This window comes from Paenibacillus apii, from assembly GCF_011043685.1.
Classification (GTDB): Bacteria; Bacillota; Bacilli; order Paenibacillales; family Paenibacillaceae; genus Paenibacillus_AQ; species Paenibacillus_AQ sabinae.
This window is the reverse complement of the sequence record NZ_JAAKGU010000017.1, coordinates 1-23,625: the sequence shown is the minus strand read 5'-3', so window position 1 is coordinate 23,625 and position 23,625 is coordinate 1. Positions and strand designations below refer to the sequence as shown.

The window sequence follows — 23,625 nt, the reverse complement described above, 5'->3', positions numbered from 1 at the left end:
AAGACAGGTGATGTTATTATGCTGCAGCAGGGTGAGCCTCTTACGCTCCACCGCCATTTCCAGTATCATCTGCAATATGCCATACCTGTCGAGGTGTACCGTGGCGATGTGCATGTTGACATCGGCGTGATTACCGCCGTGGACGCAAGCTTTGCGGAGCTTCAAGGTACGCTCTACAACCGCAATTTGTTCACCTTTATCTCCCGGCCTGGCTATTGAATGCCGCTGAAAGGCATAAAGCCCGGGCCGCCGGCTGTTCAAGCCGACAAGGGTTACATCTCCCGGCAGCGGGAGGTGTAACCCTTTCGTTTATATGGATTATTCGATCTCGAACAATTTGCTGATGGACAGTTCCTCATGAACCCGGATAATGGCTTCACCAAGCAGAGGAGCCACGGAGAGCACCTTCAGCTTGGAAGTCGGATTCTCGCTGCGGATCGGAATCGAATCGGTAACGACAACCTCTTTAATCGGAGAGTTCTCCAGCCGATCATGCGCCGGACCGGAGAGCACCGGATGCGTACAGCAGGCGTAGACCTCTTTGGCGCCGCCTTCCATCAGAGCGTTCGCGCCCAATACGATCGTACCGGCCGTATCGATGATGTCGTCGATCACAATCGCCGTCTTCCCTTCGATATTACCGATGATATTCATAACCTCGCTGACATTCGGCTCCGGACGCCGCTTGTCGATGATCGCCAGCGGGGCGTTCAGGAAATCGGCAAGCTTTCTCGCGCGGACCACACCGCCGTGGTCGGGAGATACGACTACCGGGTTCTGAATCTGCTTGGAGCGGAAATAATGGGCCAGAATCGGCACGCCGAGCATGTGATCGACCGGGATGTTGAAGAAGCCCTGAATCTGCATCGCGTGCAGGTCCATCGTAATGACGCGGTGGGCGCCGGCGCGCTCGATCAGGTCGGCTACCAGCTTCGCCGTAATCGGATCACGCGAGCGGGCCTTCCGGTCCTGACGGGCATAGCCGTAATACGGAATCACCACGTTAATGCTCTTGGCCGAGGCTCGCTTGAGCGCGTCGATCATAACAAGCATTTCCATTAGATTATCGTTGACCGGTCCGCAGGTGGACTGAACGATATAGACGTGGCAGCCGCGCACACTCTCCGACAGCTTGACCTGAATCTCTCCATCGCTGAAGCTTGTCGTATGCGATTCGCCCATTGGGATTCCAATGTAATCGGCAATTTGGTGAGCAAGCTTGGGATTGGAGTTACAGGTGAAAATTTTTAACTTGGAATCAAGATAAGCCATAAAAGTTAAACCCTCCGTGATGGTTCAATTGAATTTAGCTGTCCAAACGCGCCGCGCCAAAAAACAGTCCGGACGGCGCGCTATACGCACTTACGATGGATGGGACTGGCCTTTTTTCGCCTTTGCGCGGGACCGGATTTTATCCGCATAGCCCGGCTTGTTCTCCTGGCGCTGTCTGGCAATAGCCAGATCGCCCTCGGAGACAGACCGGGTAATGGTTGAGCCGGCCACCACATAAGCGCCTTTGCCAACCTGAACGGGAGCGATCAGGTTGACGTTGCTGCCGATAAAGGCATCATCACCGATTTCGGTGATGGATTTATTGAATCCGTCATAGTTAACGGTGATCGCTCCGCAGCCTACATTTACATTTTTACCCACAGAAGCGTCTCCGATATAGCTCAAATGCGATACTTTCGAGCCGTCGCCGATGGTGGCTTTCTTGATTTCCACAAAATCGCCGACCTTGACGTCCTCTCCAAGGACACTGCCGGGGCGCAAATAGGCAAAAGGCCCAACGGAAGTCCGTGCGCCGACCTCAGCACCGGTAAGCACGGATTGCTTCACCTTCGCTCCGTCCATAATCCGGCTGTCTTCAATTTCACTGGAGGGGCCAATAACGCAATTTTCCCCGATTACGGTATTGCCTTTGAGGTGCGTTCCCGGATAGATAACCGTATCCGCTCCGATGGTGACTTCGGCTCCAATATAAGTTGTTGCGGGATCTATAATCGTCACACCGTCCAGCATATGACGCCGGGCGATGCGTTCACGCATAACGTTCTCGGCTTCGGACAGCGCAAGGCGGTCGTTCACGCCGATCGATTCCGCGGCATCTTCCGTCTGGTAGGCGAGTACAAGCTCTCCCTGCTGACGCAGAATCTCGATCACATCAGTCAAATAATACTCCTGCTGGGCATTATGATTCGTCACCTTGTCCAAGGCAGCGAACATCTTGGCATTATCGAAGCAATAAATCCCGGTATTGATTTCGCGTATGGCATCCTCGGCCGGTGTACAATCCTTCTGCTCCACAATCTTCAGCAGTTCCCCTTCTTCGGTACGGATAATCCGTCCAAGTCCCGCCGGGTTATCCATAACAGCCGTCAATACGGTAGCCGCCGCCTTCCGTTCCTCATGCAGCGTCATTAGCTTAACCAGTGTTTCCGGCGTAATGAGTGGCGTGTCGCCGTAAGCGACAATCAATGTGCCTTCTTCCCCGCTAAGCAAATCCTTGGCCTGCTTAACGGCGTGGCCCGTACCAAGCTGCGTTTCCTGAAGGACATATTCCGCAGAATCCCCCAAATAAGCTTTAACCGCTTCCGCTCCATGTCCGACAACGACAATGAAGCGCTGGCAGCCGGTCGCTTTTACTGTATTTAGCACGTGCCCAACCATCGGCTTTCCGCACACGGAATGCAGCACTTTATATAACTTGGATTTCATGCGCTTGCCCTGGCCTGCAGCTAGAACAACAGCCATTCTCTTCAAGAATGCCAACCTCCTACTCCTAAACTCATTACTGAATATATCTCATTCCGGGCAAAAAGAAAAGAGAACCATACAAAGGATGGTTCCCTTTTCTTCGAACCCCAATTCGAATTTACTACCCGAAACCTCTGCCAAAAAGCAAGAGCTGTCAAATCAAGAAGCCGTTTCTTATGCTCCTTCTTCGATCACTTCTTCTTCCGTAGCTGCGCGGTCATATTCAGCAAGAACCGCGGTTTGGATCTTCTCACGCGTTCCGGAAGAAATCGGATGCGCGATGTCACGGAATTCCCCATCCGGCGTACGCTTGCTGGGCATTGCAACAAACATTCCATTGTTGCCATCAATGACGCGAATGTCATGAACAACAAACTCGTTATCGATGGTAATGGATGCGATTGCTTTCATTCTCCCCTCAGAATTGACGCGGCGGAGTCTGACATCCGTAATTTGCATGTGTGTGTTCACCACCTTTTTCCATCAGAGACTTGGGAGTATAATTCCACACAACTATGCAAATTCCTTCTTTTCCGCCCCATAAAATCCCTTACATAGTAGAATAAATTTGACAAAACGGTGTTTTCGACACTTTTCGGCCGTTTTCCCCTGAATTCCTCACGAAATCGACATATTTGCGGCTTTGTTAAACGGAGAAGAAATTGCCCGGATACGCCGAGATGCGCCGCTCTTTCGAATCGACCTCGCCCAGCCGGATCAAGGAGACATAATCATGCAGCAGACGCTCTTCCGATTCCACCGCATCCGATTCCACCAGTACCCCGACGCCGGCCACTTCCGCGTTGAATTCGCCGAGCAGATCGACCATCCCCCCGACCGTTCCGCCCGCCTTCATAAAATCGTCGACAATCAGGACCCGCGACTTCTCCTTAAGCGCGCGCCTGGACAGGGACATCGTATGGATGCTCTTATGGGAGCCCGACACATAGTTGATGCTGACCGCCGACCCTTCCGTCACTTTATGGTCCCGGCGTACCAGCACAACCGGCAGTCCAAGCTGCGCGGCCGTCGCGTAAGCGAGCGGGATTCCTTTCGTTTCCACCGTCATCACAGTGTCGATCGGAACGTCATGAAATGCAGTGGCGATAATCTTGCCCGCCTGCTCCATCAGGGAAGGCTGGCCGAGCAGGTCCGACATATATAAATAGCCTCCGGGCAAAATCCGGTCGCTGTGCTCCAGTTCGCTGCATAGTCCTTGAATAAATGACAGCGCCATCTCCATTGGCATCCGGGGAATGAATTTCACTCCTCCCGCCGCTCCCGCGTGCGTCTGAAGCTCTCCCATCCCTTCGCCCTCGAACACTTCTTTGATAATGGCCAGATCCTCGCTGATCGAGGACTTGGCCGCTCCGTACCGCTCCGCAAAGGTGGACAGCGGCAGAAGATCATGCGGCTTTTCAAGTAAAAATTGGGTCATATCCACTAAACGCTGACTTCTTTTAAGTTTCTTCACGGAAGGCTCCTCGTCAAAACCGAATATTATAGAGAAAATATATCACTTTTGTACGGGTTTTTACAAGAGAAGCGTGATGACTGTTCTATTGCTGTTGAGAAGAAACGCCTGACAGCGTCTTTTTTTTAGACGCAGGTGCGTTTCTCGTAAAAATATAAGACCAAACGATAAACGCGCAGCTTATAAAGTCTTATATTTCAAGTCAGCGAGCGCACGGCGTAGACTTCCTTGCAAAATCCGCGCAGACCGTTATAAATTCTGGGCACCTTGGACTGTTTGGAGACAAGGCCGAATACAGTTGGTCCGCTGCCGGACATCAGCACGCCATCGGCTCCGAGCCGAATCATCGCTTCCTTGAGCTGCTGAACCTCGGGATGCAGCTTCAATGTCACGTCTTCCAGCACGTTCCCGAGCCGGGCGCACACGGCCTGGAAATCGCCGGTCTCTACCGCCTCGCGCATAAGCTGCGCAGACGGATGGGCGGTTATGGCGTTTGCCCGCAGCTTGCCGTACACCTCGGCCGTCGATACATTAATCGGCGGCTTCGCAAGAATAACCCAGCACTGGGGCATGCTGGCGATCGGCGTAAGCTTCTCGCCCCTGCCCGTGGCCAGCGCGGTTCCTCCGGTGACGCAGAAGGGCACGTCAGAACCGAGCTCGGCCCCAAGCTCCTGCAGCTCTTTGCCCGAGAGCCCCAGGCGCCAGAGCCGGTTCAGACCGCGCAGCGTAGCCGCCGCGTCGCTGCTTCCGCCAGCGAGTCCGGCGGCGACCGGTATTTTTTTGTCCAGATGGATATGTACGCCCCGTTCTACGCCGCAGCGTTCTTTCAGCAGTTTCGCCGCCTGAAAAGCCAGATTCTTCTCATCCAGCGGTATATAACCTGCCTGGCTAGATATAATAATGGTGTCCCGCGGCAGCTCGGACAGCTCCAGCCGGTCCGCAAGATCGACCATGGTCATAATCATTTCCACCTCGTGAAATCCATCCGGCCGCTTGTGCAGAACATCCAACATCAGATTAATTTTGGCCGGCGCTTTCTCATATACTTTCAAGGCGTTCACCCTACCCTCATTTTTCCCCTAAAAACAACTTAACATATTATATGGGAATCTTGAAATGAAGTCCATTCCCACTTCCCCCTGTGAAGAAAGCGCTACACCCAAATCAAAAACGGGAACGCCCGATAAGGGCCGCTCCCGTCTTTTCTGCCGCTTCCCGGCTGCCTTCGCGATATTAGGATTTGCGCGCGGCTTGCTCGGCAAGCTGAATCGCCCGCTTCACCATATTCCCGGCATCCTTCGCCCGGATTCCTCCCCAGCCTTCGCGCTCCACGGTGTCATAGAAGCCGAGCTCCTTGGCCAGCTCCGTCTTCAGCTCATCGGACATCATGCTGCGTCTTCTTCGGCTCATGCGGCATCCTCCTTCAGGGTTAGACTATAATGAGTTCGTGCCCTCTTAGTATGGATTCCCGCACCCGTTAACATACACCCCGGTCTTTTACAGGCCGCCCCCAACCCAAGCAGATCCCTCCAAACGCAAAACAGCCCTTCCCCGCTTGAGGAAAGGCTGTTTAAATAAAGAGTTACGCTTTGGCATGCAAGAGCGGCAGTTGAACATCGTCCTCACACACTGTAATCTCCACGGATTCGGTGAGAATATCCGCATAGCTGTAGGAGACGCGCCCAGGTGATTGCTGCTCCTGATCCAGTTTGACAATAAATACAGAAGGGTACGTTTCTTCCAGGACACCGGTGCGCTCGACCGTTTTACGCCGGCCACCGTTTGCTCGCAACGTAATCTTAGAACCGACATGAGCTTCGAGACTGCGTTTAATTTCCAATAGCGCGTTATTAGCCATTGCCTGACGACCACCTCTTTCCTTGTCCATTATAACCCGTTTAGTATCATATGTCAAATCAAACAGATAATTATATTAGATGGTAATTATGTTTGTCAACGATATTTTTTTGAACAAAATCGGGTGGACAAGAACAGAGCTTATAAGGCCGGACTTTTTAAATGGCAGAAGGCGTCACTTTCAGCGTGGAAAGATCTTGCAGACGCGGCATGCCGATCCGCAGGCTTCCGCGCGTTTCAATGCCGCCAAGCCCCTGGCTGCCGCTGATTGTATTATGCAGCACGTCGCCGAGGTTGATGGTTTCCCTGACGGAGGTCAGAGCAGCCTTGGCCGCGATGTACACCGGGTCCAGAGCATGGATCAGGATACGTCCCGGCGAGCTTGCAAAGTTCGCCCCGGCCCCAAGAAGCGCTTCAAAGTGCGACTGGCAGGCCCCGGCGACAATTGTCAGCGCGTCGTAGTGGCGTTCGTAGTCCCGGGCCACACGAATTGCGGCAACGAAATTTTGCGAATTTTTGTAGCTGTTTAAACTGTGCAGATCATAGGTTTGCAGCGACTTCAGCACACCGTCATGACCTGTGACCACTACGATGTTGGGACGGACCCTGGGCAGCAGGCGGTACAGAACCGACGCCATCTCAGCTTCGCGAACATGATATCCCTCGGCCGGAATTCGCAGCTGCTCATACAGGCTGAGGCTCTTATTCAAATAACCCGGATCACCGTCAAGATGCAGCACCTTGCCGGGAAGCTCAAAGTAAGAGACTTCCTTCGGCGTCTGCTCAAACAATCCCATCCCATGGCCGACGCCGAACCGGCTGGGCTCCTGCCGGTCCTTTCTCAGCTCCGTCAGCGACTCGGCGGCTTTGATCCGCGCTCGTTCCCCCCGCTCCGTCTTGGCCGTGGCCGGCACCTGAACCAGATCGTTTAGCGGAGAATCCGCCAGCAGCCGAAATTCGGTACCTTTGATGATGGCCTGATTTCGCGTCATATACTCTACTCGAAAAGTCACATCACCGCCATAAGATCTTCGAACGACCAAATCCCCTACATTCACCAGAACATCACCTCTACCCCATCGTATGGGCAAAGATAACGGATGGTTCATCATTTGGCCGCATTACTTAATAGGAAATTCAATCAGGAGGCTCTACACGCGGCCTGCATCAAACAGGACATCGCTAAGGCGCGCATACTCCGCAAGGCTCAGTGTCTCACCGCGGCGCGAAGGTTCAATTCCCGCCTCGGCCAGCAACGCTTCCAGCGCCTCTCTCCCCTCACCCGGAAAGAAGCGGGCTTTCAAATTGTTGGATATGGTTTTGCGCCGCTGCGTAAAGGAGGCTCGAACGACATCAAAAAAGTGCTTCTCGTCCTTGACCTCCACAGGCGGACGCTCCCTGATCTTCAGCCGGATCACCGCCGACTCCACATTCGGCTGGGGAATAAACACCGTGTGCGGCACCGTGCAGATCAGCTCCGGCTCGCTGTAATACTGCACGGCAATGCTCAGGCTGCCATATTCCTTGCCTCCCGGCATAGCTGCCATCCGCTCGGCGACCTCTTTTTGAATCATCACGACAATGTTCGAGAGCGGCAGCCTCTCCTCCAGCAGCTTCATCAGAATCGGGGTCGTCACATAGTAAGGCAGATTGGCGACCACACTGACCTTGCTGACTTCCGCGAAATCTTCTCTGAACAATTCGTGCAGATCGACTTTAAGCACATCGGCATGCCGTATATTGACATGGGGATACGGGGACAGCACATCCTGCAGAATCGGGATCAGACGCTGGTCGATCTCTACAGCCGTTACGGCGCCCGCCGACATCGCCAGACGCTCGGTCAACGCGCCGATGCCGGGGCCGATCTCAAGAGCGCCCGTACCTTCATTCAGGTCCGCCGCCTCTACAATTTTATTTAAAATATTCTGGTCGATGAGAAAATTCTGGCCGAGACTCTTCTTGAACGAAAATCCATGGGCCGCGATAATCTCCTTCGTCCTTTTTGGGGATGAAATTTCTTCCCTGCCGCTCATTAGAATTGACCTCCCTGCTCGATTTGCCTCACCGCAGCTCCGAACTCTTCGGGCGTAATGCCGAACATCGCCAGCCGCTTGTACAATTGCTTGCCGTTGCAGTAACCGATGCCCAGCGCATTCCCAAGCGCCATTCTCCGCTGCGCGGCATGGGGATGCACAATCATCCCGGCAGCCAGAAGATCATCCATTCCAATCAGCACCGGTGCCCCCTCAAAGGACGAATGCACATGCTTAAGCGCATGGCGGATCGCCTCCGGCGATGCGTTCTCGACGCCGATATCGCCTTTTAGAGTGGCCTCCTCCTCCGGAATAAAAGCATGCTTGCAGCCCGGCACTTTCGACGAGACAATCTTGCGTATCCGTTCCCCCGCATGATCCGGATCGGTCAAAATAATAACGCCCCGGCGCTCGGCCGCCAGAGCGATCTTGGCGATGACCCGACGGTCCACCGCCGAACCGCCGGTCTCGATCGTGTCGGCATCGACCGCCCTTTTGACGGCGGCGGTATCGCTTTTGCCCTCGACGACAATCAATTCTTTAATCATGATTTATCTTTTCCTCCCGAAGCGGCCTTATCCCGGCCTGCTGCACCAAAACATAAAAGCAAAAAAGAAGAGGATTCGCTCCTCTTCTTTCCGGCTTAGAATTATATAAGTGACGAGCTTACATCACTATAGCGTATTGCCGCCATTTTTGCAAAATGATTAATCCAGCTCCGGTCTAACCGGACCGATTACGTAAACGGCACGCGATTTGCGGCCGAAACTGCGGGCATGGCTCAGTGAATCATAGTAAACGTCGATCTTATGTCCTTTGATGGCGCCGCCGGTATCCTCAGCGCGGCGGAATCCAAGTCCCTCGATGTACACCCACCAGCCGATCGGAATCACACTAGGATCCACAGCTATGGTCCGTCCTTCCGTTACGCGTGTTCCGGAAGCAGTACGCGTGCCGATTCCCGGTTCCTCCGAAGAATATGCCGTCATCGAAACGTTCTTGATCAGTCTTTTGTACTCGAACTGCACGCCGGCTTTGCTGGCAACATTGCTGCTTCTGACATTGGTCTTATTGGAAATGGTGCTGCTAACGGAAGATACTTTCGCTACTTCGGCTTTGGGCAAGGCTTTCGTACCTACGGCGATTACTTTATCCTTGGTCACCGTCTGCACTTCTTTGCCGACCATGCGCATCGAGACAAGCTTGCCGTCCTGATATGTCTTCTCAATATGCTGGATGATGGCGCCAGGCTTGCCGGCCTGTGCTACTCGTACGGTCCCTACGGTCAGGGAGGGGTCCGCCGTCTTGATAACCCGGAAAGGCAAGCTCTGGGTCCGCTTCACAACCTGCTTGTTGATGCGGATGATCTTGACTTCCGTTTTGGCGGAGATTGCGGTGTCTAGCGAAGGAAAAACCTTGTCGTGAGCATTCAGCGTAATGCCCAGACTATTCATGGCCTGACCGATCGTATCCTCGGTCGTGTACAGCGTTTTGGTCTGTCCATTTTCAGTCAGAGTGAGCTCCTGCGCCCGGTCAATTACAATCCGGTCACCGTCTTTGATCTCGTCGTCAAGACCCGCAGATAGTTTGTCATACGGTTTCAACGAGATGGATTCTTGGGCCAGAGCTGCGCCAAGAAGCGCTTCGCGCGTATCCAGCGTGCGAGTCTGCCCGTCTATCTCTAAAACAATTTGTTTGCTGCTTTGAGAGTGTACGTAGAGAAAAATAAGCAGCGCGATAGCTACCCCGATTACGCCTGCAAGTGCCCAGGTGCGCAAATTAACCTGTTCAAGACGTAGCCGTAATGCATAAGACCTGCTGGATGATTGCGAATCATGGGATACTTCGGGTTGGAATACGCCCATCATCTACATCCTCCTTACATAGTCCGCCCGAACCGTAAAGCGTACTGCAGGTTCAAGGCAAAACTACAAGAGATTGTCACAGGACACGATACTAATCGCGGCTTCTCGCATCCTGCTCATAAATCGCCTGCCCGGCATGGCATTCTCAGCCTGTTATATAACAGTTCACAGGCCGACCGCGTTTAAGTCAAACAAAAAGAAGCCTAGGTAAAGAGTCTGAATCAGAGGACTCTTTCGTGGCTCCTTGGAATGTCCGAATAAACGGCCAAAGCACGAGGTTTCCTCTCTTACTTGCGCTTACGGGGTTAGCTGTCGGGTTCGGACGAAAGAGAGACGCCCTATCTCGGGTCAACCGCTCATGGCGATTGCCTTCAAATTCACCCCAAAGACCACGTGAAGAAATCAAATACAGCCTGCAACGCCAACCTGTTGTAGTTATGTAAGGCTATCGGCATACGGCAAAGCGATATTGGTTCCCCCGTTCTCCATACGGAGACTCAGCGAGACGATTTATGATCAGCGGCTGTCACAGTAACAACAGCTCACTTCACTGACAAGATGATATCCTGTTTCGATGCATGTTGTAAAGCACAGTTCAACCAGATAAGCGCAAAAAAAAGGTTAAATTATTGTAATAAACATCCGTTTTTATGTTAAAAAACTTTAATCCTTCGTTCATCCTCACTTTTTTAACCGTTTTTCTCCCGTTTTCACAATATACCAAATAATTCCAGTGAGTTTTTATACGTAATTTTAGCTATTTCTTCCACTTTAATTCCTTTTATTTCCGCTGCAGCTTCTGCCACCAACCTGACATGAGCACTCTCATTTCGCTTGCCCCGGTAGGGGTGCGGAGTCAGATATGGGGAGTCTGTTTCAATCAGCAGACGGTCCAGCGGAACCTGTGCCAACACCTCTTTCGGCACCCGCGCGTTCTTGAACGTGATCGGCCCTCCGAAGGAAAGATAAAAGCCCATATCCAGGCACATTTTGGCCGTCTCCCAGCTGCCCGAGAAGGAATGCATGATCCCCCCGATTTCCGAAGCCTTCTCTTCGCGGAGAATGCGGACCACATCTTCATGGGCATCCCGGTTATGAATAATAATTGGCATCTTCAGCTCCCGAGCCAGCCCGATCTGCCGACGGAACACGGTATGCTGAACGTCTTTGGGCGAAGTATCCCAGTAGTAATCGAGCCCAATTTCTCCGATAGCCACAACTTTGTCATGGCTGCAGAGCGAGGCGATCCAATCGAGGTCCCCGTCCTTCATATCAATCGCGTCCTGCGGGTGCCAGCCCACCGCCGCGTAGATAAATTCATACGATTCGGCCAGCTTCATCGTGGATGGAATCGTTTCCCGGTTGAAGCCGACATTGACCATTTTGCTTACTCCCGCTTCTACCGCCCGCGCAATCGTTTCCTCGCGGTCCCCGTCGAATTGCGGAGCATCCAGATGGGTGTGAGTGTCGAAAAGCTGCATGTCCACTTCCCCTTTCCTTGCTGTTTTTTAGCGAATTTCAAACAATTCTTTAATGGAGTCAGGCAGCATTGGAAGCGCTCTTTCCAGCTTGTCCTGCGGATAGTATAAATGATAGCGCCCCCGGTGAATTCCGCTGATGGAACGCACGATATCCGACACCTCGGAGATTTCGCGAAGCCGTTCCTGACGATCCAGCAGAAGAATCTGCTTGCCGTGAAAGCCCTCTCCCGGACGGAACACATCATAGGGTAAATCTGTCGGAAAATCAATTTCCAGGTCGTATTCGGGGTGCAGTCCGGCTGCGGCGAAGCTGCGGCGAATTTCGTCAATCGTTTCCATATCAAGGCTTTCCATCTCTACATATTTATACAGTTTACGATGAATAAAGCGGCTGCACAAGTCGCTCAGCAGTTCGTCGGATTCGGAGGTCCACTGCATAAAAGTCGCCTGCACAAGCGCTTCATCCAGCTGCAAATACTGCTGCACATTGATTCCGCCACGAAACAAATCAGTCAGCGGCTCAATCATAAAACGGAAGGAATAGCCTTTCTGAAACAGCTGCTTGGCCCGGCGGAACACCTGCCGCAAAATAATTTCTGAGCTCCGCGTAACCGGGTGAAAATAAACCTGCCAATACATCTGGTAACGGGACATCAGATAGTCCTCAATGGCGTGCATCCCCGATTCCTTCACAACTACCCGCCCATGATAAGGACGGAGAACCCGCAAAATACGATCGATATCGATCGTGCCGTAGTTAACCCCGGTGTAATAAGCGTCGCGAAGCAGATAATCCATCCGGTCGGCATCAAGGGGACTCGACACCAAATTGACGACAATGTCATGCTCATATTTTTTACAAATAACCGAGGCAACCTTCTGTGGAAAATCTTCCTCCACTTCCTGCAAAATCTCAGTAATTCCGGTGTCTTCCAAAATAATTCGGCATGTCCAGTCTTCATGGTTCATTTGAAAAGCTTCTTCTATTGAATGGGAGAACGGTCCGTGACCCAAATCATGCAGAAGCGCCGCGCACAGCGTAAGCAGCCTTTCCTCGGGAATCCAGTCTTTATACCCGCTGCGCTCAAATTGGGAAATAATGCGACGTGTAATCTCATAGACCCCAAGCGAATGGGAGAACCGGCTGTGTTCAGCCCCGTGAAAGGTCAGATAAGTGGTTCCTAGCTGGCGGATGCGCCGCAGACGCTGAAATTCCTTCGTATTAATGAGTCGCCAAATCACGGTATCCTGCACATGGATGTAATTGTGAACCGGATCTTTAAATACCTTTTCTTCCGTAAGCGGCTGCTGCATGTAATCAGCTCCTTAAGATCGGTTTTTCTGATTTATTTTTTAAAAAAAGATGATTTCGTCAGTTTTTGTCGAAAAAAGTGGATCGTTTAGTTTCCATTTCGACATTGTACTTGCATCTCTTGGATAGTTATTATATAGATTGAACTGCGGCCATTCCAGAAACCTTATCATATCAGAAAATAATTCATCCTCTAAAAAAAGGTTGACTGTTTTGGGAATGGTTGGTATTATATGTACCATAAAACAGAGAAGTTTGTCGAATGGTGACATTTTTTGATTAATTGAGAGGAGCAACGATTGTTATGATGAAATCAACGGGCATTGTAAGAAAAGTAGACGAACTGGGACGGGTTGTCATTCCGATCGAACTGCGCCGTACGCTTGGCATTGGAGAAAAAGATGCGCTTGAGATTTATGTGGACGGAGAGCGGATCATGCTGAAAAAATACGAGCCTGCCTGCATTTTTTGTGGAAATGCCGAGAACGTGACCTATTTTAAAGGAAAAATTGTTTGCCACGAATGCATTTCTGCCATCCCTGCCCCTGTGACAAATTAAACGAAATCGGTTATAATGGAATTAATCAAATTGTTAATTCTAACCTTTTTTATATCTCCTTAGCCTCCCGTGAATACGGGGGGCCATTTTTTTATGTGGGGGCGGCCCCTCCCAAACCCTCCCCAAGCCTATGCTTCCGAAGTGAGTTTTCCTTTGGAAAACTTTCAGGAGGGCCCCAAGGGCTGCGCCCTCTGGACACCCGCAATTGTTGGATAGACGCGTAAGGGTTGACGGGATTTAGCGGGTTGGGGTGGTGGAGCGGCCCCTTCTCGGACGGTTCCTGACGGAATCGGCCTCGGGGCCTTTCATGCGTGCTGGCGGCGCTCCAAGTTACGAGGGCGGATCTCAACCGCTCTCCCTTCGGGAATCGCTTACTTTGGTGCTTGGTGCGACTGGCCAGACTGCTTCTTTCAGCGTTCTTCCCCGACACTCCCTTCGGGAATCGCTTCACTTCGGCGCTTGGTGCGACTGTCACGGCAGCTGCTTCGGCGTTCTCCCCGGCTCTCCCTTCGGGAATCGCTTTACTTCTACATTTAGTGCGGCTACTCCTCCAACAGCGCGTTATAAATATCGCGCTTGGCAACGCCGCGGTCGGACGCTGCCTTTTTCATGGCGTCCTTGCGGTTGGAGCCCTCTGATTCGTAATGGGCGACATGCTCCGCAATACTGAGCGCGCGCCACCAGGCGGAATCGGCTTCCTGCGCTTCCTCCAGGCTTTCTCCTTCAACGACGATGACATATTCTCCAAGCGGCGGGTGCTCTTCCAGCCATTGAGCGCATTCGTCAATGGTGCCGCGCAGGAATTCTTCGTACCGTTTCGTCAGCTCGCGGGCGAGAACGATTCGCCGGTTTCCGAAGGCCTCTTGCAAATGGGCCAATGTTTTCACTACCCGGTGCGGCGACTCGTAGAAGAGCAGCGTTCCCTGAGCGGCACGCAGCGGGGCAAGCACCGCTTGGATGCTTTTCCGCTCGCGGGGCAGAAAACCGACAAAAGTAAAAGTATTTGTCGGCAGGCCGGAAGCGATCAGCGCGGACAGCGCGGCATTCGCTCCGGGAACCGGAACGACCGGGATACCTTCGCGCACAGCGAGCGCAACCAAGTCGGCGCCCGGGTCGGAAATGGCCGGCAGACCGGCATCGCTGACCAAGGCCAAATTTTTACCTTCTATTATATAGCGTATCAGTTCGGGGCCGCTGGCCGTTTTGTTATGCTCATGATAGCTGAACAGCTGACCAGGAGAAATGTCGAAATGGCTGAGCAGCTTGCGCGTCTGCCTTGTATCCTCGGCGGCGATAATATCACACTCTTTTAGCGTCCGGACCGCCCGGAACGTCATATCCTCCAGGTTGCCGATCGGCGTCGCCACCAGATATAAGGTGCCTGTCTTCGGATTGGTATCCGTCTCTTTGGATTGAAAGCTGCTTTGGCGTTGAATAGTCATGACTGTACCTCTTTTGGACCGTAGTAGATATCCAGAATTTCCGGACAATATTCATTATCATCAGTATATACAATCAGCGGTGGCTGCAGCCGCACCTCCGGCTTGCCGTCTCGGGCCGCTTCGATCAACACCATATTGGCCTCCAGATTTGCCCGCGGATGCACAAAGCGGATCGTCTTCGGTTCCAGTCGATACTTCCGCATTAAGCTGATGATATCGACCAGCCGCTGCGGCTTGTGCACCATGCTCACCTTACCGCCGGTCCGGACAAGCCGGACACATGCCTGAATGACCTCTTCCAGCGTGCAGCCGATTTCATGCCGGGCCATCGCCTGATGGGTGTTCAGCTTCAGATCGCTGCCGTTTAACGGCATATAAGGCGGATTTACCGTGATTGCATCATAGACGCCATAACCCGCCGTAAGATGCAGTGTCCGCAAGTCCCCTTCATGAATCGTTATTCTCTCCTGGAGCCCATTCATCGCCACACTTCGGCGGGCCATATCGGCCAGACGGGGCTGGATTTCAATTCCCTCGATAGCCGCCGCCGTGCGGGTGGTCAATAGCAGCGGGATGACCCCATTGCCTGTACATAAATCCAGAACCCGGCCCCGCGGAGGCACCGAAGCGAATCGGGCCAGCAGAACGGCATCCATGGAGAAGCTGAATACCTCATCGCTCTGAATAATATGTAAATGATGCGTAAGCAGATCGTCCACACGCTCCGTAGGAAGCAGCGGAACTTCATTCAAACGGTTACTCATTCCTAATCTCCTCTTCCAGCATTGACAGGTTCAATAAGACGGTTAATCATTTCTTATATTTAAAAAAACCGTAGGCGGCATCCTCCTACGGCTGGATATTCTCATTTATTAAGGAATGACAGGCAGAAGAGACAGTCGCCTTCGGTACGCAAATGTCCAAAATTCACATTGCAGATATGAAAGCCCTCATGATACAGCCGTGCCAGATTATCGTAGCCCTCGCCGACAACTTCATCCGAAGTGCTTTCGCTCGGTGCGGGAGGCTTTCCGGCAGCCTTTTTTTCAGAAGAAGGACCTGAAGGGGCCTCTCTCTTCAAAATTTTGCGCAGCTGCTCATTTTCCAGCGTCAGGCGCTGGTTCGCTTCCATCAATTCTTTAACCGCCTGCTTCCAATCTCCAAGATTTAGACGCATCGTTTCCATTTGCGTTTCTAACTCCTGGATGTGTGCAAAAATATTTTTCTTTTCCAAGTTTCCACCCCGAAAGTAACCTTAATGGTCTACTTGACGACAACATCATCCATTGGGAGTTCTTTTACTTTGCCCACTTCAAACAATTGTACATGAACCGAGCGGTTTCCGCTATTGATGCCAACCACCTTGCCCTCACCAAGCGAAGTGATAACCATTTTGCCCACGGAAGGCAGCTCTTCCTTCACGCTTTCGTAGTTATCATGCTCAAATTTCAGGCAACACATTAATCTTCCGCAAAGTCCGGATATTTTGGTTGGATTGAGCGAAAGACTCTGGTCTTTGGCCATCTTGATCGATACCGGCTCGAAATCGCCCAGCCATGAAGAACAGCACAGTACCCGTCCGCATGGGCCGAGACCGCCGAGCATCTTGGCTTCATCCCGAACGCCAATTTGCCGAAGCTCTATGCGGGTGCGGAAGATGCTGGCCAAATCCTTAACCAATTCCCGGAAATCCACCCGGCCTTCCGCCGTGAAATAAAAAATGATCTTGTTGCGGTCAAACGTAAATTCCACGTCCACCAGCTTCATTTTGAGGCCATGATCGCGAATTTTATTTAAACAGGTTGCAAAAGCGTCCTTAGCCGCCTGCCTGTTCTCATCCACTACGCTCGCGTCACTATCACCGGCGATGCGCATCACTTTCTTGAGTGGAAGGACGACATCGTCTTCCGGAACTTCTTTTTTGCCTACAACGACCTTGCCATATTCAACCCCCCGCGCCGTTTCGACGATCACGCATTGATCCTGCTCAATCGGCAAATCCAAAGGATCGAAATAATATATTTTACCCGCCTTTTTGAAGCGGACACCGACTACGCTGTACAACAAAATTACCCTCCTTGTCTGCCGGTGAAGGAACCCCAGCAAGTCCGCTCCATGATGTTTCATGCTTGTTCTTCCTTAACCGTTAACACAAGAAGAACGGATGTACCACTTCTGTCGTCCAAGCAAAGGCTTAATAGGCAGCGACACAAGTATCGCTTTCAGGCGCATACCGTTTATCAGACCAAGTGTTGCTTCTTGAAGCTGCCACGTAGGAAGCGTAAACAAATTATGTTCTTTAGCTTTCCAGACGTATCAGAAACTGCTCCAGACAAAGCTGGGCATTAACATTGAAGCGCAGCTTCTTCTTGCTCTCGGCAGCAAACTCCATATAAGCCACCCACTCCGAAGAAGTACGCGTTCTGGCGTAATTGGATATGAGGTCCAATTGATCTATGAAAACGATGCTATCGTGTTTTCGATACAGGAAGTACAGCATGTCTTTAAACCATAGGTGGAACATACTGAACAAGGCATCCAAATGCTCACCGAGCCCGGTCTTGAACAGCCTCTGACCCGCGGTCGTCACCGCCGAGCCGTTCTTGCCCAATGACTCCTTCGCTAATTGTAACACTAGATTTCTCATTTCTGCAAACCAATTCTGCTCCAAAAGCTCTTTGCATCCTTCCAGTCCGGAGGCCAAAGATACCGCACAGCGCGCAAGAGGAGCGGGGACTCCTTCATCCGACAAAGCCTGAAGCATCATCTCCGGAGGCAGCGGCGCAAACGGCACGCGCTGGGTTCTTGACTGGATGGTCGGAAGCAGCGATTGGCTGTTATCCGCAATCAGCACGGCAACCGCAGGCACCGGGGGCTCTTCCAAAAATTTGAGCAGGCTGTTGGCGGCCTGAACCGTCATTTTATCCGCTTGATCTATAATATAGACCTTCGGATTGCCTCCCTCGGCACGATATGAAAAAACCCGCTGCAATTCGCGGATCTGATCGATTTTGATGCTGCTGCCTTCCGGCGAAATCATCTTTAAATCCGGATGATTGCCATGCTGAACCTTCCGGCACTCCAAACATTCACCGCAGGCGTCATCCTTGAGAGTCTTGCAAAAAATCGCTTGGGCGAGCGTAAGCGCCGTCTTCATTTGACCACTGCCCGCCGGACCGCTGAACAAATAAGCATGACCCAGCGTATCCGTGCGCAGTGAATTTTGCAAAATCCGCTTGGCGGTTGTCTGTCCCAATATATCGTCAAAAGGCATACTATCCTCCTATAGCCGTTAAAAAGAAAGGTTAATCAGCATACCGCGAATTTCGCCCACCTTGCCCAGCAGTTCGATTCGCCCCTGCTCGCTCTCAAGCAGCTCATCCGCAAGCGTCAGCAAAGCGGCGTCGATTTCCTCCAGCAGCTTGTATCTTTTGCCGCGTCCCCTCCGGTCCCAGCCTTTGGTATCTTTAATCCTTACACCGCGGCGTGCCGTCTCTTCGAGAAACTTTTTAACCATGACCCGGTAAATCGCGAGTTCGCGTATCGTCATTGATTTGGAAAGACGCTCGCCTTGGGTCTGGATCTCCTGGATTTGACGGGTTAATTCATCCCGTGTCGCCTGCTCGCCATGCTGCTGGAACACATCGGAGAATGTTTTTTGCTGAACCGGCTTGTTCGCATTTTCATTTAGGGGCAGTTCATTCTTTAAAGGCCTGAAGCCCGGATTAATCTTCATGGGTCGCCCATCGCCCTTCTATGCCAATTGATATCATGCATGAAATCAAACGGGAAACGGCTGCCGACCTTCTCATTCGCCCAGCCGCTTCTTCCCGCTGATGCTTAATAGTGCTCGAACCGGTCGACAGGAAGTACAAACACAGTCGCTCCGCCAACTTGAACCTCAACTGGAAGCGGCAGATAGGAATCCGTCGTTCCGCTCATCGGAGTTACCGGAGTAACCAGCTGTTCACGGACCTTGCAGTTATTGCGGATAACGCTGAGTACGGATTCAACCTGACTGTCTTCCACCCCAATCATGAAGGTGGTATTTCCCGCCCGCAAAAACCCGCCCGTACTTGCCAGCTTGGTTGCACGGAAATTAGCCTTTACCAGTTCGCTGGACAGACGGTTGCTGTCCTTGTCTTGGATAATCGCAACAATCAGTTTCATCTTAGCATCTCCTCTTTGGCGTTATTTTGTGATAGTCCCACAAAGTGAAGAATGAACTTCAATCATACCAGATACTATGCGGGGAACCTGAATCCTGATATCTTTTTCTCAAGAAGAAATGGCCGCTTTATATAATATATTAGACAACAAAGTTTAAAAATCCTTTAACAGCCTGTCCTCAAGGGTATGAATAAGCTCCCGTTCGACCACATGCAGCGGACGGCCGGCATCCAAAGTAACAATCCGCCGGGGATTGGCCTCGGCGATCATGCGATAGCCTTCTCTCACCTTTTGATGAAAGGCAAGGCTCTCCAGATCCAGCCGGTTGATCTCACGCTCCCCGCTGGCCGTAATTCTTGCCAGTCCCACTTCCGGCTCGATATCCAGATAAAAGGTGAGGTCCGGCATGCGTCCGCCGGTGGCGAACTGGTTGATCGCCCGTACTTCTTCCATGCCCAAACCTCTGGCATACCCCTGATAGACAAGGCTGCTGTCCACAAATCGGTCGCACAGCACAATAAGTCCGGTCTTCAGCGCCGGCTCCACTCTTTCGGCTAAATGCTGGCTTCTTGATGCGGCATACAGCAGCGCTTCGGTTCGCGCATCCATTGCCGTATGGGCTGGGTCAAGTATAATGGAACGGATCTTCTCGGCAATCTCAATGCCGCCCGGCTCCCGTGTAATTAAATAAGGAAGGGAGCGGTTCTGCAAATAAGCGGCCAGCCTGCCTATGATCGTTGTTTTGCCCGATCCTTCTCCGCCCTCAAGTGTAATAAAAAATCCTTCCCGGCCCAATAACGTCACTCCGCCTTTCTTTATTCCAATGCTTATAATTCTTGACTCTCCGCGAAAAAGTATCCGTGCTGACTATGCAGCCCTATGTTACTATATGCGGCGGCTCTATATTTCTACCGTGTTATATATACCTTTATCGTCTGCAAAGCCGGATCGGACACGGACTGAAACCTGGCTCCTGCTTCCGCCAGGCTGCGCAGCCTGAGGTTTATTTCCCCGGTAATAACCTCGCCCGGATAGAGCAGCGGGATGCCAGGCGGGTAGGGGATGACCATCTCGGCTGCGACCCTGCCCTCGCTCTCCTCAAGCTTGATGCATTCCGTTTCTTCCTCCCGGACGGGTCTTAGGGAAAATTGAACCGGCTCCAGTAAAGAGCGAGGTTCAAAATTGTTCCACGTGGAAACAGGAGTGGAACCGGAGGTGGCAGGGCGGCCTGGCGGGCACTCCCTGTCGATATCCCGCAGCGCCGCAAGCAGCGAGACGGCATCTTCAGCCCGCGAACCGAGACTGAATAGCAGCACCACGTGCCGTTCGTCGCTCATTTCCGGCACGCAGCCCCTCCTTTCGAGCTCAGCCTGCAGCTCGAATCCGCTCAGGACCCCGGTGGCGTCATAAATGACGACTTTGAAGGGGTCCTGCGTGGTGTAGGCGCCGCTTCGGCTTCGCGGCGCCTGCCCGGTGGCGGAGGCTCCCGGTTCGCCTCCGCCGGTGTGCCGCTGCGGCTCCATCGGCCGCAGCGCCTTAAAGCGCGGCAGCTCCGCCAGGCCGCGCCGCAGCGTTTCCACGGCGGCCAGCCCCGCCGTGAAGGCATCGGCGCGCCGCGAGTGCAGCAGCCGGCGCGCCAGATCGAGCGAAGCCATCACGGGGTATGATGGGCTGGAGCTCTGCACCATGGCGAGCCGCTGCCGCAGCAGGGCGCGGTCGAGCCGCGGCCCCTGCACATGCAGCATAGCGCCCATGGTCATCGCCGCGAGCATCTTGTGCGTGGACTGCACGACGCCGTCCGCGCCGCAGCTTAAAGCACCCGCCGGCAGCTCCGGGTGCTGCCCGTAGTGCGCCCCATGCGCCTCGTCGACCAGCAGCGGCACGCCGCTGTCGTGACAGGCCCTCGCGAGGGGCGCGAGGTCGCTTCCCATGCCGTAGTAGTTCGGCATGGTCACCAGCAGGCCGGCAGCCTCCGGCCAGGCCGCCAGCGCTTTGCGCACCGTCTCTTCGGACGGTGCGACGGCAAGGCCGCTGCTGTCATCCAGCAGCGGATCGAGAAAAACCGCACGCGCTCCCGCCAGCATTAGCCCGTGAATAACAGACTTGTGCACATTGCGCTGCACCAGCAGCACAGTCCCCGGCTCGGCGCATACCGTCAAGATCAGCGCGAGGTTTCCCGCCGTGCTTCCTCCTACGAGAAAGAAGCTTTCCTCGGCCCCAAAACAATCCGCCGCGAGTCTCTGCGCCTCCAGAATAACGCCTTCGGGATGATGCAGATCATCGCTCCCAGAAATTTCGGTAATATCCGCCGTCATAACCTCATCCAGCAAGCCGGCGCTTTTATCCGTCCGATATGCCTGACCATTCTTATGACCCGGCACATGAAAAGAAATCTTTCCTTCCGCTTTGTAGCGTTCGAGCATTTCATATAATGGCGCGCTTTGGCGCTCTTCGTCTTTCATTGATCGCAAATCCTTCCACACCGGCCTATCTTTATTTTAACCGATATCTGCTCCCCCGCCTATGCCCTGTATTTGCCGCCTTTACGCACAAGCAAAAACGGCCTCTCCTGTAATCTCCGCCAGGGAAAGCCGTATTGTAAAGCTTGATATGAACGATACGCCTTGTTTCACCGTTACGGCAAAGCAGCAGCACCCCATCGAGGGGTTCTTATGCATTCTTCTGCAGTCCGATTTTTTTCATTCGTCCGATAAAAAAGCGGTATTTGGCGTCCTCCGCCTCAGTTCTTACCATCTCAGCCTCGCAATCCTCGCAAATAAACTGCGACACGATGCGAATGCCCTCTTCCTTCTCCTGCCCGCATATAATGCAGGTTTCGGTTTTAGCATTTTCTTGTTCCATCGAAATCCCACCTTGGTCCTTTTAAGAACAGTATGCTTCACTTCCTATCATTTTAAACCCTTTCATAGTTTTTTCATATCCTTGAATCCCTTTTCTTTCAAGCGAGGCCTGCATTGACCGGCTCGGACCTATAATATTTAATAAATTCATTAAAATTGCCGATAGTAGGGATAAGAGATATGCGATTTGGAGGATGGGTATGGAACCGACGAATAAAGGAGCAACCTTTTACCATTATAAACTTCTCAAAAAAACGGTCATTCACCCTTACGCTCTAAGGATCTACGCCGCGCTTCCCATCCTTTTTGTCGTCCTGGACTCCGTTTTCGTTTCGCCGGCCGGTTTATTCTATTTTGTAATCGCCGTTCCGGTTATTCTGTGGATTCAATATGTCGTTTCCCGGTCTGTGCTGTTGATTGCGGGCTATCCGATTGCCAAACGCTGGCGTAACTCCTTTAAGCTGCCCTGGCCCGGTTTCATGCCGGATCAATACATCAGCTGCGGCCTCTTCCGCAAGGTTCAGCTTCATAATTTCTGGATCGGTCTTTCGTTTACAGCGCTGTTTATTATTTGGTCTCCGCCCGCTTTTACTCTTTCCTTGGCTTTCATGCATCTATGGCTGTTGGCTCCGAGGTTCTACGCTCTGGTGCGGACGGGTTGGAGAAGACAGGATGATATGCTGAAGTTTAATCCCACCGATGTTTCATGTTATTCGCAGTAACGCCTTTCCTCTCAAAATATGCTGTTCCATGCTTACCCGCGCTTGTATCCGTGAGGAAATAGAATCGCCATCCCTTAGGATGGCGATTTCTGCTGCCTATGAGCCGCCCAAGCTTTGGGCGGTCGTTTTTTTGTCTTTTGGAACCATCACAATAAAATAACCGTCATGGATCGTCAAATGGACAATAAGCTGCTCTTTCTTGAACACATGCGAACTTGAAGTCTTGTCTTCCGTTAGTTCATGCCAGCCCCAATCCTGGATAGCTTTAATATAAGGCTCCGGAATGCTGTCCTTCTCCTTTAATCCCGGCAGCGTATAGCGTACGTAGTCCATAGCCGCGTTTGTCGTGGTCCGATCCGGAGAATTCGCTTCCTTCGGTACAGGGAAGCTTTTTTCGTTAAGAGCCCCCTCAAATGATTCCCAGGAAAGCTTACTGGATCCGCACCCCGCCAGCATTACAACAACCATACCTAAAATAAAGAGCGTCCACAGCGTTCGTGCTCGCCTCATACCTTAAATCCTCCTTACCCTCTTACCCTGCTACTAAAGACACAGGAACAAATTCAACAAATGAATTTTATAAGTAGTTCATTCGTATTAAGGTTATGCTTTAATTTGCACTTTTCCATTATACTTGGATCAAACACCATGTCGGTAACAAAAATGTCACCCCCATTCAAGCGATTTCCTGCCCCTTATTAACACATTATGTATGGTTGGTCGGATTCGATTGGTCCCTGCGCTCCCGTCCGTTTAACCGGCCCTTCCACTAAGGGTACCCGGCACGTCTCCAAATGAGAGATTACCTGCGAAAGCGGTGTGCTTGTAATGAAGCATAAATCCGCTGAACCGGGAGTCGGAGACTGTGCCTTGGGGTCAAATTCCTTGCCAAGCTCATGCAGATTGATTTTTTGGCAGCCAAAATGGAGAGCATGACGTCCATCGCCGAATGAAACGATCTCCATACCGAGCACCTTCTCGTAGAAGGCTATTGTCTTTTGGATATCACGCACCGTTAACACAAGATGATCGAGACAGTCTATGCTAATCGCCGCTTGCTTCTTCATCCTCGGCATCCTCTCTTTGTGT

The 23,625-nt window shown here is 52.2% G+C and carries 28 protein-coding genes and 1 riboswitch; of the genes, 3 read left to right on the top strand and 25 right to left on the bottom strand.

Features of this window, described 5'->3' with window-relative positions:
* Positions 1-18: 18 nt before the first annotated feature.
* Positions 19-219, top strand: a complete 201-nt coding sequence (locus G5B47_RS24090) for a hypothetical protein (RefSeq protein WP_025332589.1) — start codon at positions 19-21, stop codon at positions 217-219.
* A 99-nt stretch (positions 220-318) separates the two neighbouring features.
* Here G5B47_RS24090 and G5B47_RS24085 read toward each other — a convergent pair whose 3' ends face one another.
* From G5B47_RS24085 to G5B47_RS24025, 13 genes are all read right to left on the bottom strand, one after another.
* Positions 319-1,272 (bottom strand): ribose-phosphate diphosphokinase, encoded by a 954-nt coding sequence (locus G5B47_RS24085; protein ID WP_025332588.1) that lies wholly within the window; start codon positions 1,270-1,272, stop codon positions 319-321.
* Between the two features lie 90 nt (positions 1,273-1,362).
* The gene (glmU, locus tag G5B47_RS24080) at positions 1,363-2,763 is read right to left on the bottom strand and encodes a bifunctional UDP-N-acetylglucosamine diphosphorylase/glucosamine-1-phosphate N-acetyltransferase GlmU (protein ID WP_328804647.1); all 1,401 of its coding nucleotides are present in this window, start codon (positions 2,761-2,763) and stop codon (positions 1,363-1,365) included.
* 168 nt (positions 2,764-2,931) lie between these two features.
* Complete coding sequence (spoVG, locus tag G5B47_RS24075; protein ID WP_025332586.1) at positions 2,932-3,216, bottom strand: septation regulator SpoVG; 285 nt, start codon at positions 3,214-3,216, stop codon at positions 2,932-2,934.
* 187 nt (positions 3,217-3,403) lie between these two features.
* Complete coding sequence (purR, locus tag G5B47_RS24070; protein WP_025332585.1) at positions 3,404-4,231, bottom strand: pur operon repressor; 828 nt, start codon at positions 4,229-4,231, stop codon at positions 3,404-3,406.
* A 197-nt stretch (positions 4,232-4,428) separates the two neighbouring features.
* Entirely contained in the window at positions 4,429-5,283 is an 855-nt protein-coding gene (gene ispE, locus G5B47_RS24065) for a 4-(cytidine 5'-diphospho)-2-C-methyl-D-erythritol kinase (protein ID WP_165103839.1), read from the bottom strand.
* 181 nt (positions 5,284-5,464) lie between these two features.
* The gene (locus G5B47_RS24060) at positions 5,465-5,641 is read right to left on the bottom strand and encodes a small, acid-soluble spore protein, alpha/beta type (RefSeq protein ID WP_025332583.1); all 177 of its coding nucleotides are present in this window, start codon (positions 5,639-5,641) and stop codon (positions 5,465-5,467) included.
* A 172-nt stretch (positions 5,642-5,813) separates the two neighbouring features.
* Complete coding sequence (veg, locus tag G5B47_RS24055) at positions 5,814-6,089, bottom strand: biofilm formation stimulator Veg (RefSeq protein WP_025332582.1); 276 nt, start codon at positions 6,087-6,089, stop codon at positions 5,814-5,816.
* A 157-nt stretch (positions 6,090-6,246) separates the two neighbouring features.
* A complete protein-coding gene (gene yabG, locus G5B47_RS24050; RefSeq protein WP_165103836.1) occupies positions 6,247-7,146 on the bottom strand; it encodes a sporulation peptidase YabG in 900 nt (299 codons plus the stop codon).
* 93 nt (positions 7,147-7,239) lie between these two features.
* Positions 7,240-8,124, bottom strand: coding sequence for a 16S rRNA (adenine(1518)-N(6)/adenine(1519)-N(6))-dimethyltransferase RsmA (rsmA, locus tag G5B47_RS24045; RefSeq protein ID WP_165103833.1), 885 nt, complete (start codon positions 8,122-8,124; stop codon positions 7,240-7,242).
* Entirely contained in the window at positions 8,124-8,672 is a 549-nt protein-coding gene (gene rnmV / locus G5B47_RS24040) for a ribonuclease M5 (RefSeq protein WP_165103831.1), read from the bottom strand. The genes rsmA and rnmV overlap by 1 nt, the downstream gene beginning before the upstream one ends.
* Before the next feature lie 159 nt (positions 8,673-8,831).
* Complete coding sequence (locus G5B47_RS24035; RefSeq protein ID WP_165103923.1) at positions 8,832-9,989, bottom strand: 3D domain-containing protein; 1,158 nt, start codon at positions 9,987-9,989, stop codon at positions 8,832-8,834.
* A gap of 279 nt (positions 9,990-10,268) precedes the next feature.
* Positions 10,269-10,502, bottom strand: a riboswitch (cyclic di-AMP (ydaO/yuaA leader).
* A 197-nt stretch (positions 10,503-10,699) separates the two neighbouring features.
* On the bottom strand, positions 10,700-11,470 hold the full coding sequence (locus G5B47_RS24030) for a TatD family hydrolase (RefSeq protein WP_165103829.1): 771 nt from the start codon (positions 11,468-11,470) through the stop codon (positions 10,700-10,702).
* Positions 11,471-11,497: 27 nt separating this feature from the next.
* Positions 11,498-12,784 (bottom strand): HD domain-containing protein, encoded by a 1,287-nt coding sequence (locus tag G5B47_RS24025; RefSeq protein ID WP_165103827.1) that lies wholly within the window; start codon positions 12,782-12,784, stop codon positions 11,498-11,500.
* A 302-nt stretch (positions 12,785-13,086) separates the two neighbouring features.
* Between G5B47_RS24025 and G5B47_RS24020 the strand changes: the two genes are divergently transcribed.
* On the top strand, positions 13,087-13,341 hold the full coding sequence (locus G5B47_RS24020) for an AbrB/MazE/SpoVT family DNA-binding domain-containing protein (RefSeq protein ID WP_025332575.1): 255 nt from the start codon (positions 13,087-13,089) through the stop codon (positions 13,339-13,341).
* A 542-nt stretch (positions 13,342-13,883) separates the two neighbouring features.
* On the opposite strand, the gene rsmI is transcribed toward G5B47_RS24020, so the two are convergent.
* The 10 genes from rsmI to G5B47_RS23970 form a co-directional block, all read right to left on the bottom strand.
* On the bottom strand, positions 13,884-14,783 hold the full coding sequence (gene rsmI / locus G5B47_RS24015; RefSeq protein ID WP_165103825.1) for a 16S rRNA (cytidine(1402)-2'-O)-methyltransferase: 900 nt from the start codon (positions 14,781-14,783) through the stop codon (positions 13,884-13,886).
* Entirely contained in the window at positions 14,780-15,547 is a 768-nt protein-coding gene (locus G5B47_RS24010; protein WP_165103823.1) for a tRNA1(Val) (adenine(37)-N6)-methyltransferase, read from the bottom strand. The genes rsmI and G5B47_RS24010 overlap by 4 nt, the downstream gene beginning before the upstream one ends.
* Before the next feature lie 101 nt (positions 15,548-15,648).
* Positions 15,649-16,017: a DNA replication initiation control protein YabA gene (yabA, locus tag G5B47_RS24005; RefSeq protein ID WP_165103821.1), complete on the bottom strand. Its 369-nt coding sequence runs from the start codon at positions 16,015-16,017 to the stop codon at positions 15,649-15,651.
* 29 nt (positions 16,018-16,046) lie between these two features.
* The gene (locus G5B47_RS24000) at positions 16,047-16,847 is read right to left on the bottom strand and encodes a PSP1 domain-containing protein (RefSeq protein WP_165103920.1); all 801 of its coding nucleotides are present in this window, start codon (positions 16,845-16,847) and stop codon (positions 16,047-16,049) included.
* 235 nt (positions 16,848-17,082) lie between these two features.
* On the bottom strand, positions 17,083-18,057 hold the full coding sequence (gene holB / locus G5B47_RS23995; protein ID WP_165103819.1) for a DNA polymerase III subunit delta': 975 nt from the start codon (positions 18,055-18,057) through the stop codon (positions 17,083-17,085).
* Between the two features lie 18 nt (positions 18,058-18,075).
* Complete coding sequence (locus G5B47_RS23990) at positions 18,076-18,519, bottom strand: YaaR family protein (RefSeq protein ID WP_165103817.1); 444 nt, start codon at positions 18,517-18,519, stop codon at positions 18,076-18,078.
* A gap of 104 nt (positions 18,520-18,623) precedes the next feature.
* Positions 18,624-18,953 carry a cyclic-di-AMP receptor gene (locus G5B47_RS23985; RefSeq protein ID WP_025332568.1) on the bottom strand — a complete coding sequence of 110 codons (330 nt, stop codon included), beginning with the start codon at positions 18,951-18,953 and terminating at the stop codon, positions 18,624-18,626.
* 153 nt (positions 18,954-19,106) lie between these two features.
* The gene (gene tmk / locus G5B47_RS23980; protein ID WP_165103815.1) at positions 19,107-19,748 is read right to left on the bottom strand and encodes a dTMP kinase; all 642 of its coding nucleotides are present in this window, start codon (positions 19,746-19,748) and stop codon (positions 19,107-19,109) included.
* A gap of 113 nt (positions 19,749-19,861) precedes the next feature.
* Entirely contained in the window at positions 19,862-21,415 is a 1,554-nt protein-coding gene (locus G5B47_RS23975; RefSeq protein ID WP_165103813.1) for an aminotransferase class I/II-fold pyridoxal phosphate-dependent enzyme, read from the bottom strand.
* Between the two features lie 208 nt (positions 21,416-21,623).
* Positions 21,624-21,815 (bottom strand): sigma factor G inhibitor Gin, encoded by a 192-nt coding sequence (locus G5B47_RS23970; protein ID WP_025332565.1) that lies wholly within the window; start codon positions 21,813-21,815, stop codon positions 21,624-21,626.
* Positions 21,816-22,014: 199 nt separating this feature from the next.
* On the opposite strand from G5B47_RS23970, the gene G5B47_RS23965 reads away from it, so the two are divergent.
* Positions 22,015-22,536 carry a hypothetical protein gene (locus G5B47_RS23965; RefSeq protein ID WP_165103811.1) on the top strand — a complete coding sequence of 174 codons (522 nt, stop codon included), beginning with the start codon at positions 22,015-22,017 and terminating at the stop codon, positions 22,534-22,536.
* A 96-nt stretch (positions 22,537-22,632) separates the two neighbouring features.
* Here the strand turns inward: G5B47_RS23965 and G5B47_RS23960 are convergent, their stop codons facing one another.
* Complete coding sequence (locus tag G5B47_RS23960) at positions 22,633-23,046, bottom strand: hypothetical protein (protein ID WP_165103808.1); 414 nt, start codon at positions 23,044-23,046, stop codon at positions 22,633-22,635.
* A 188-nt stretch (positions 23,047-23,234) separates the two neighbouring features.
* Positions 23,235-23,625: VOC family protein (locus tag G5B47_RS23955; RefSeq protein WP_328804644.1), on the bottom strand; the 391-nt coding region annotated here is incomplete at its 5' end.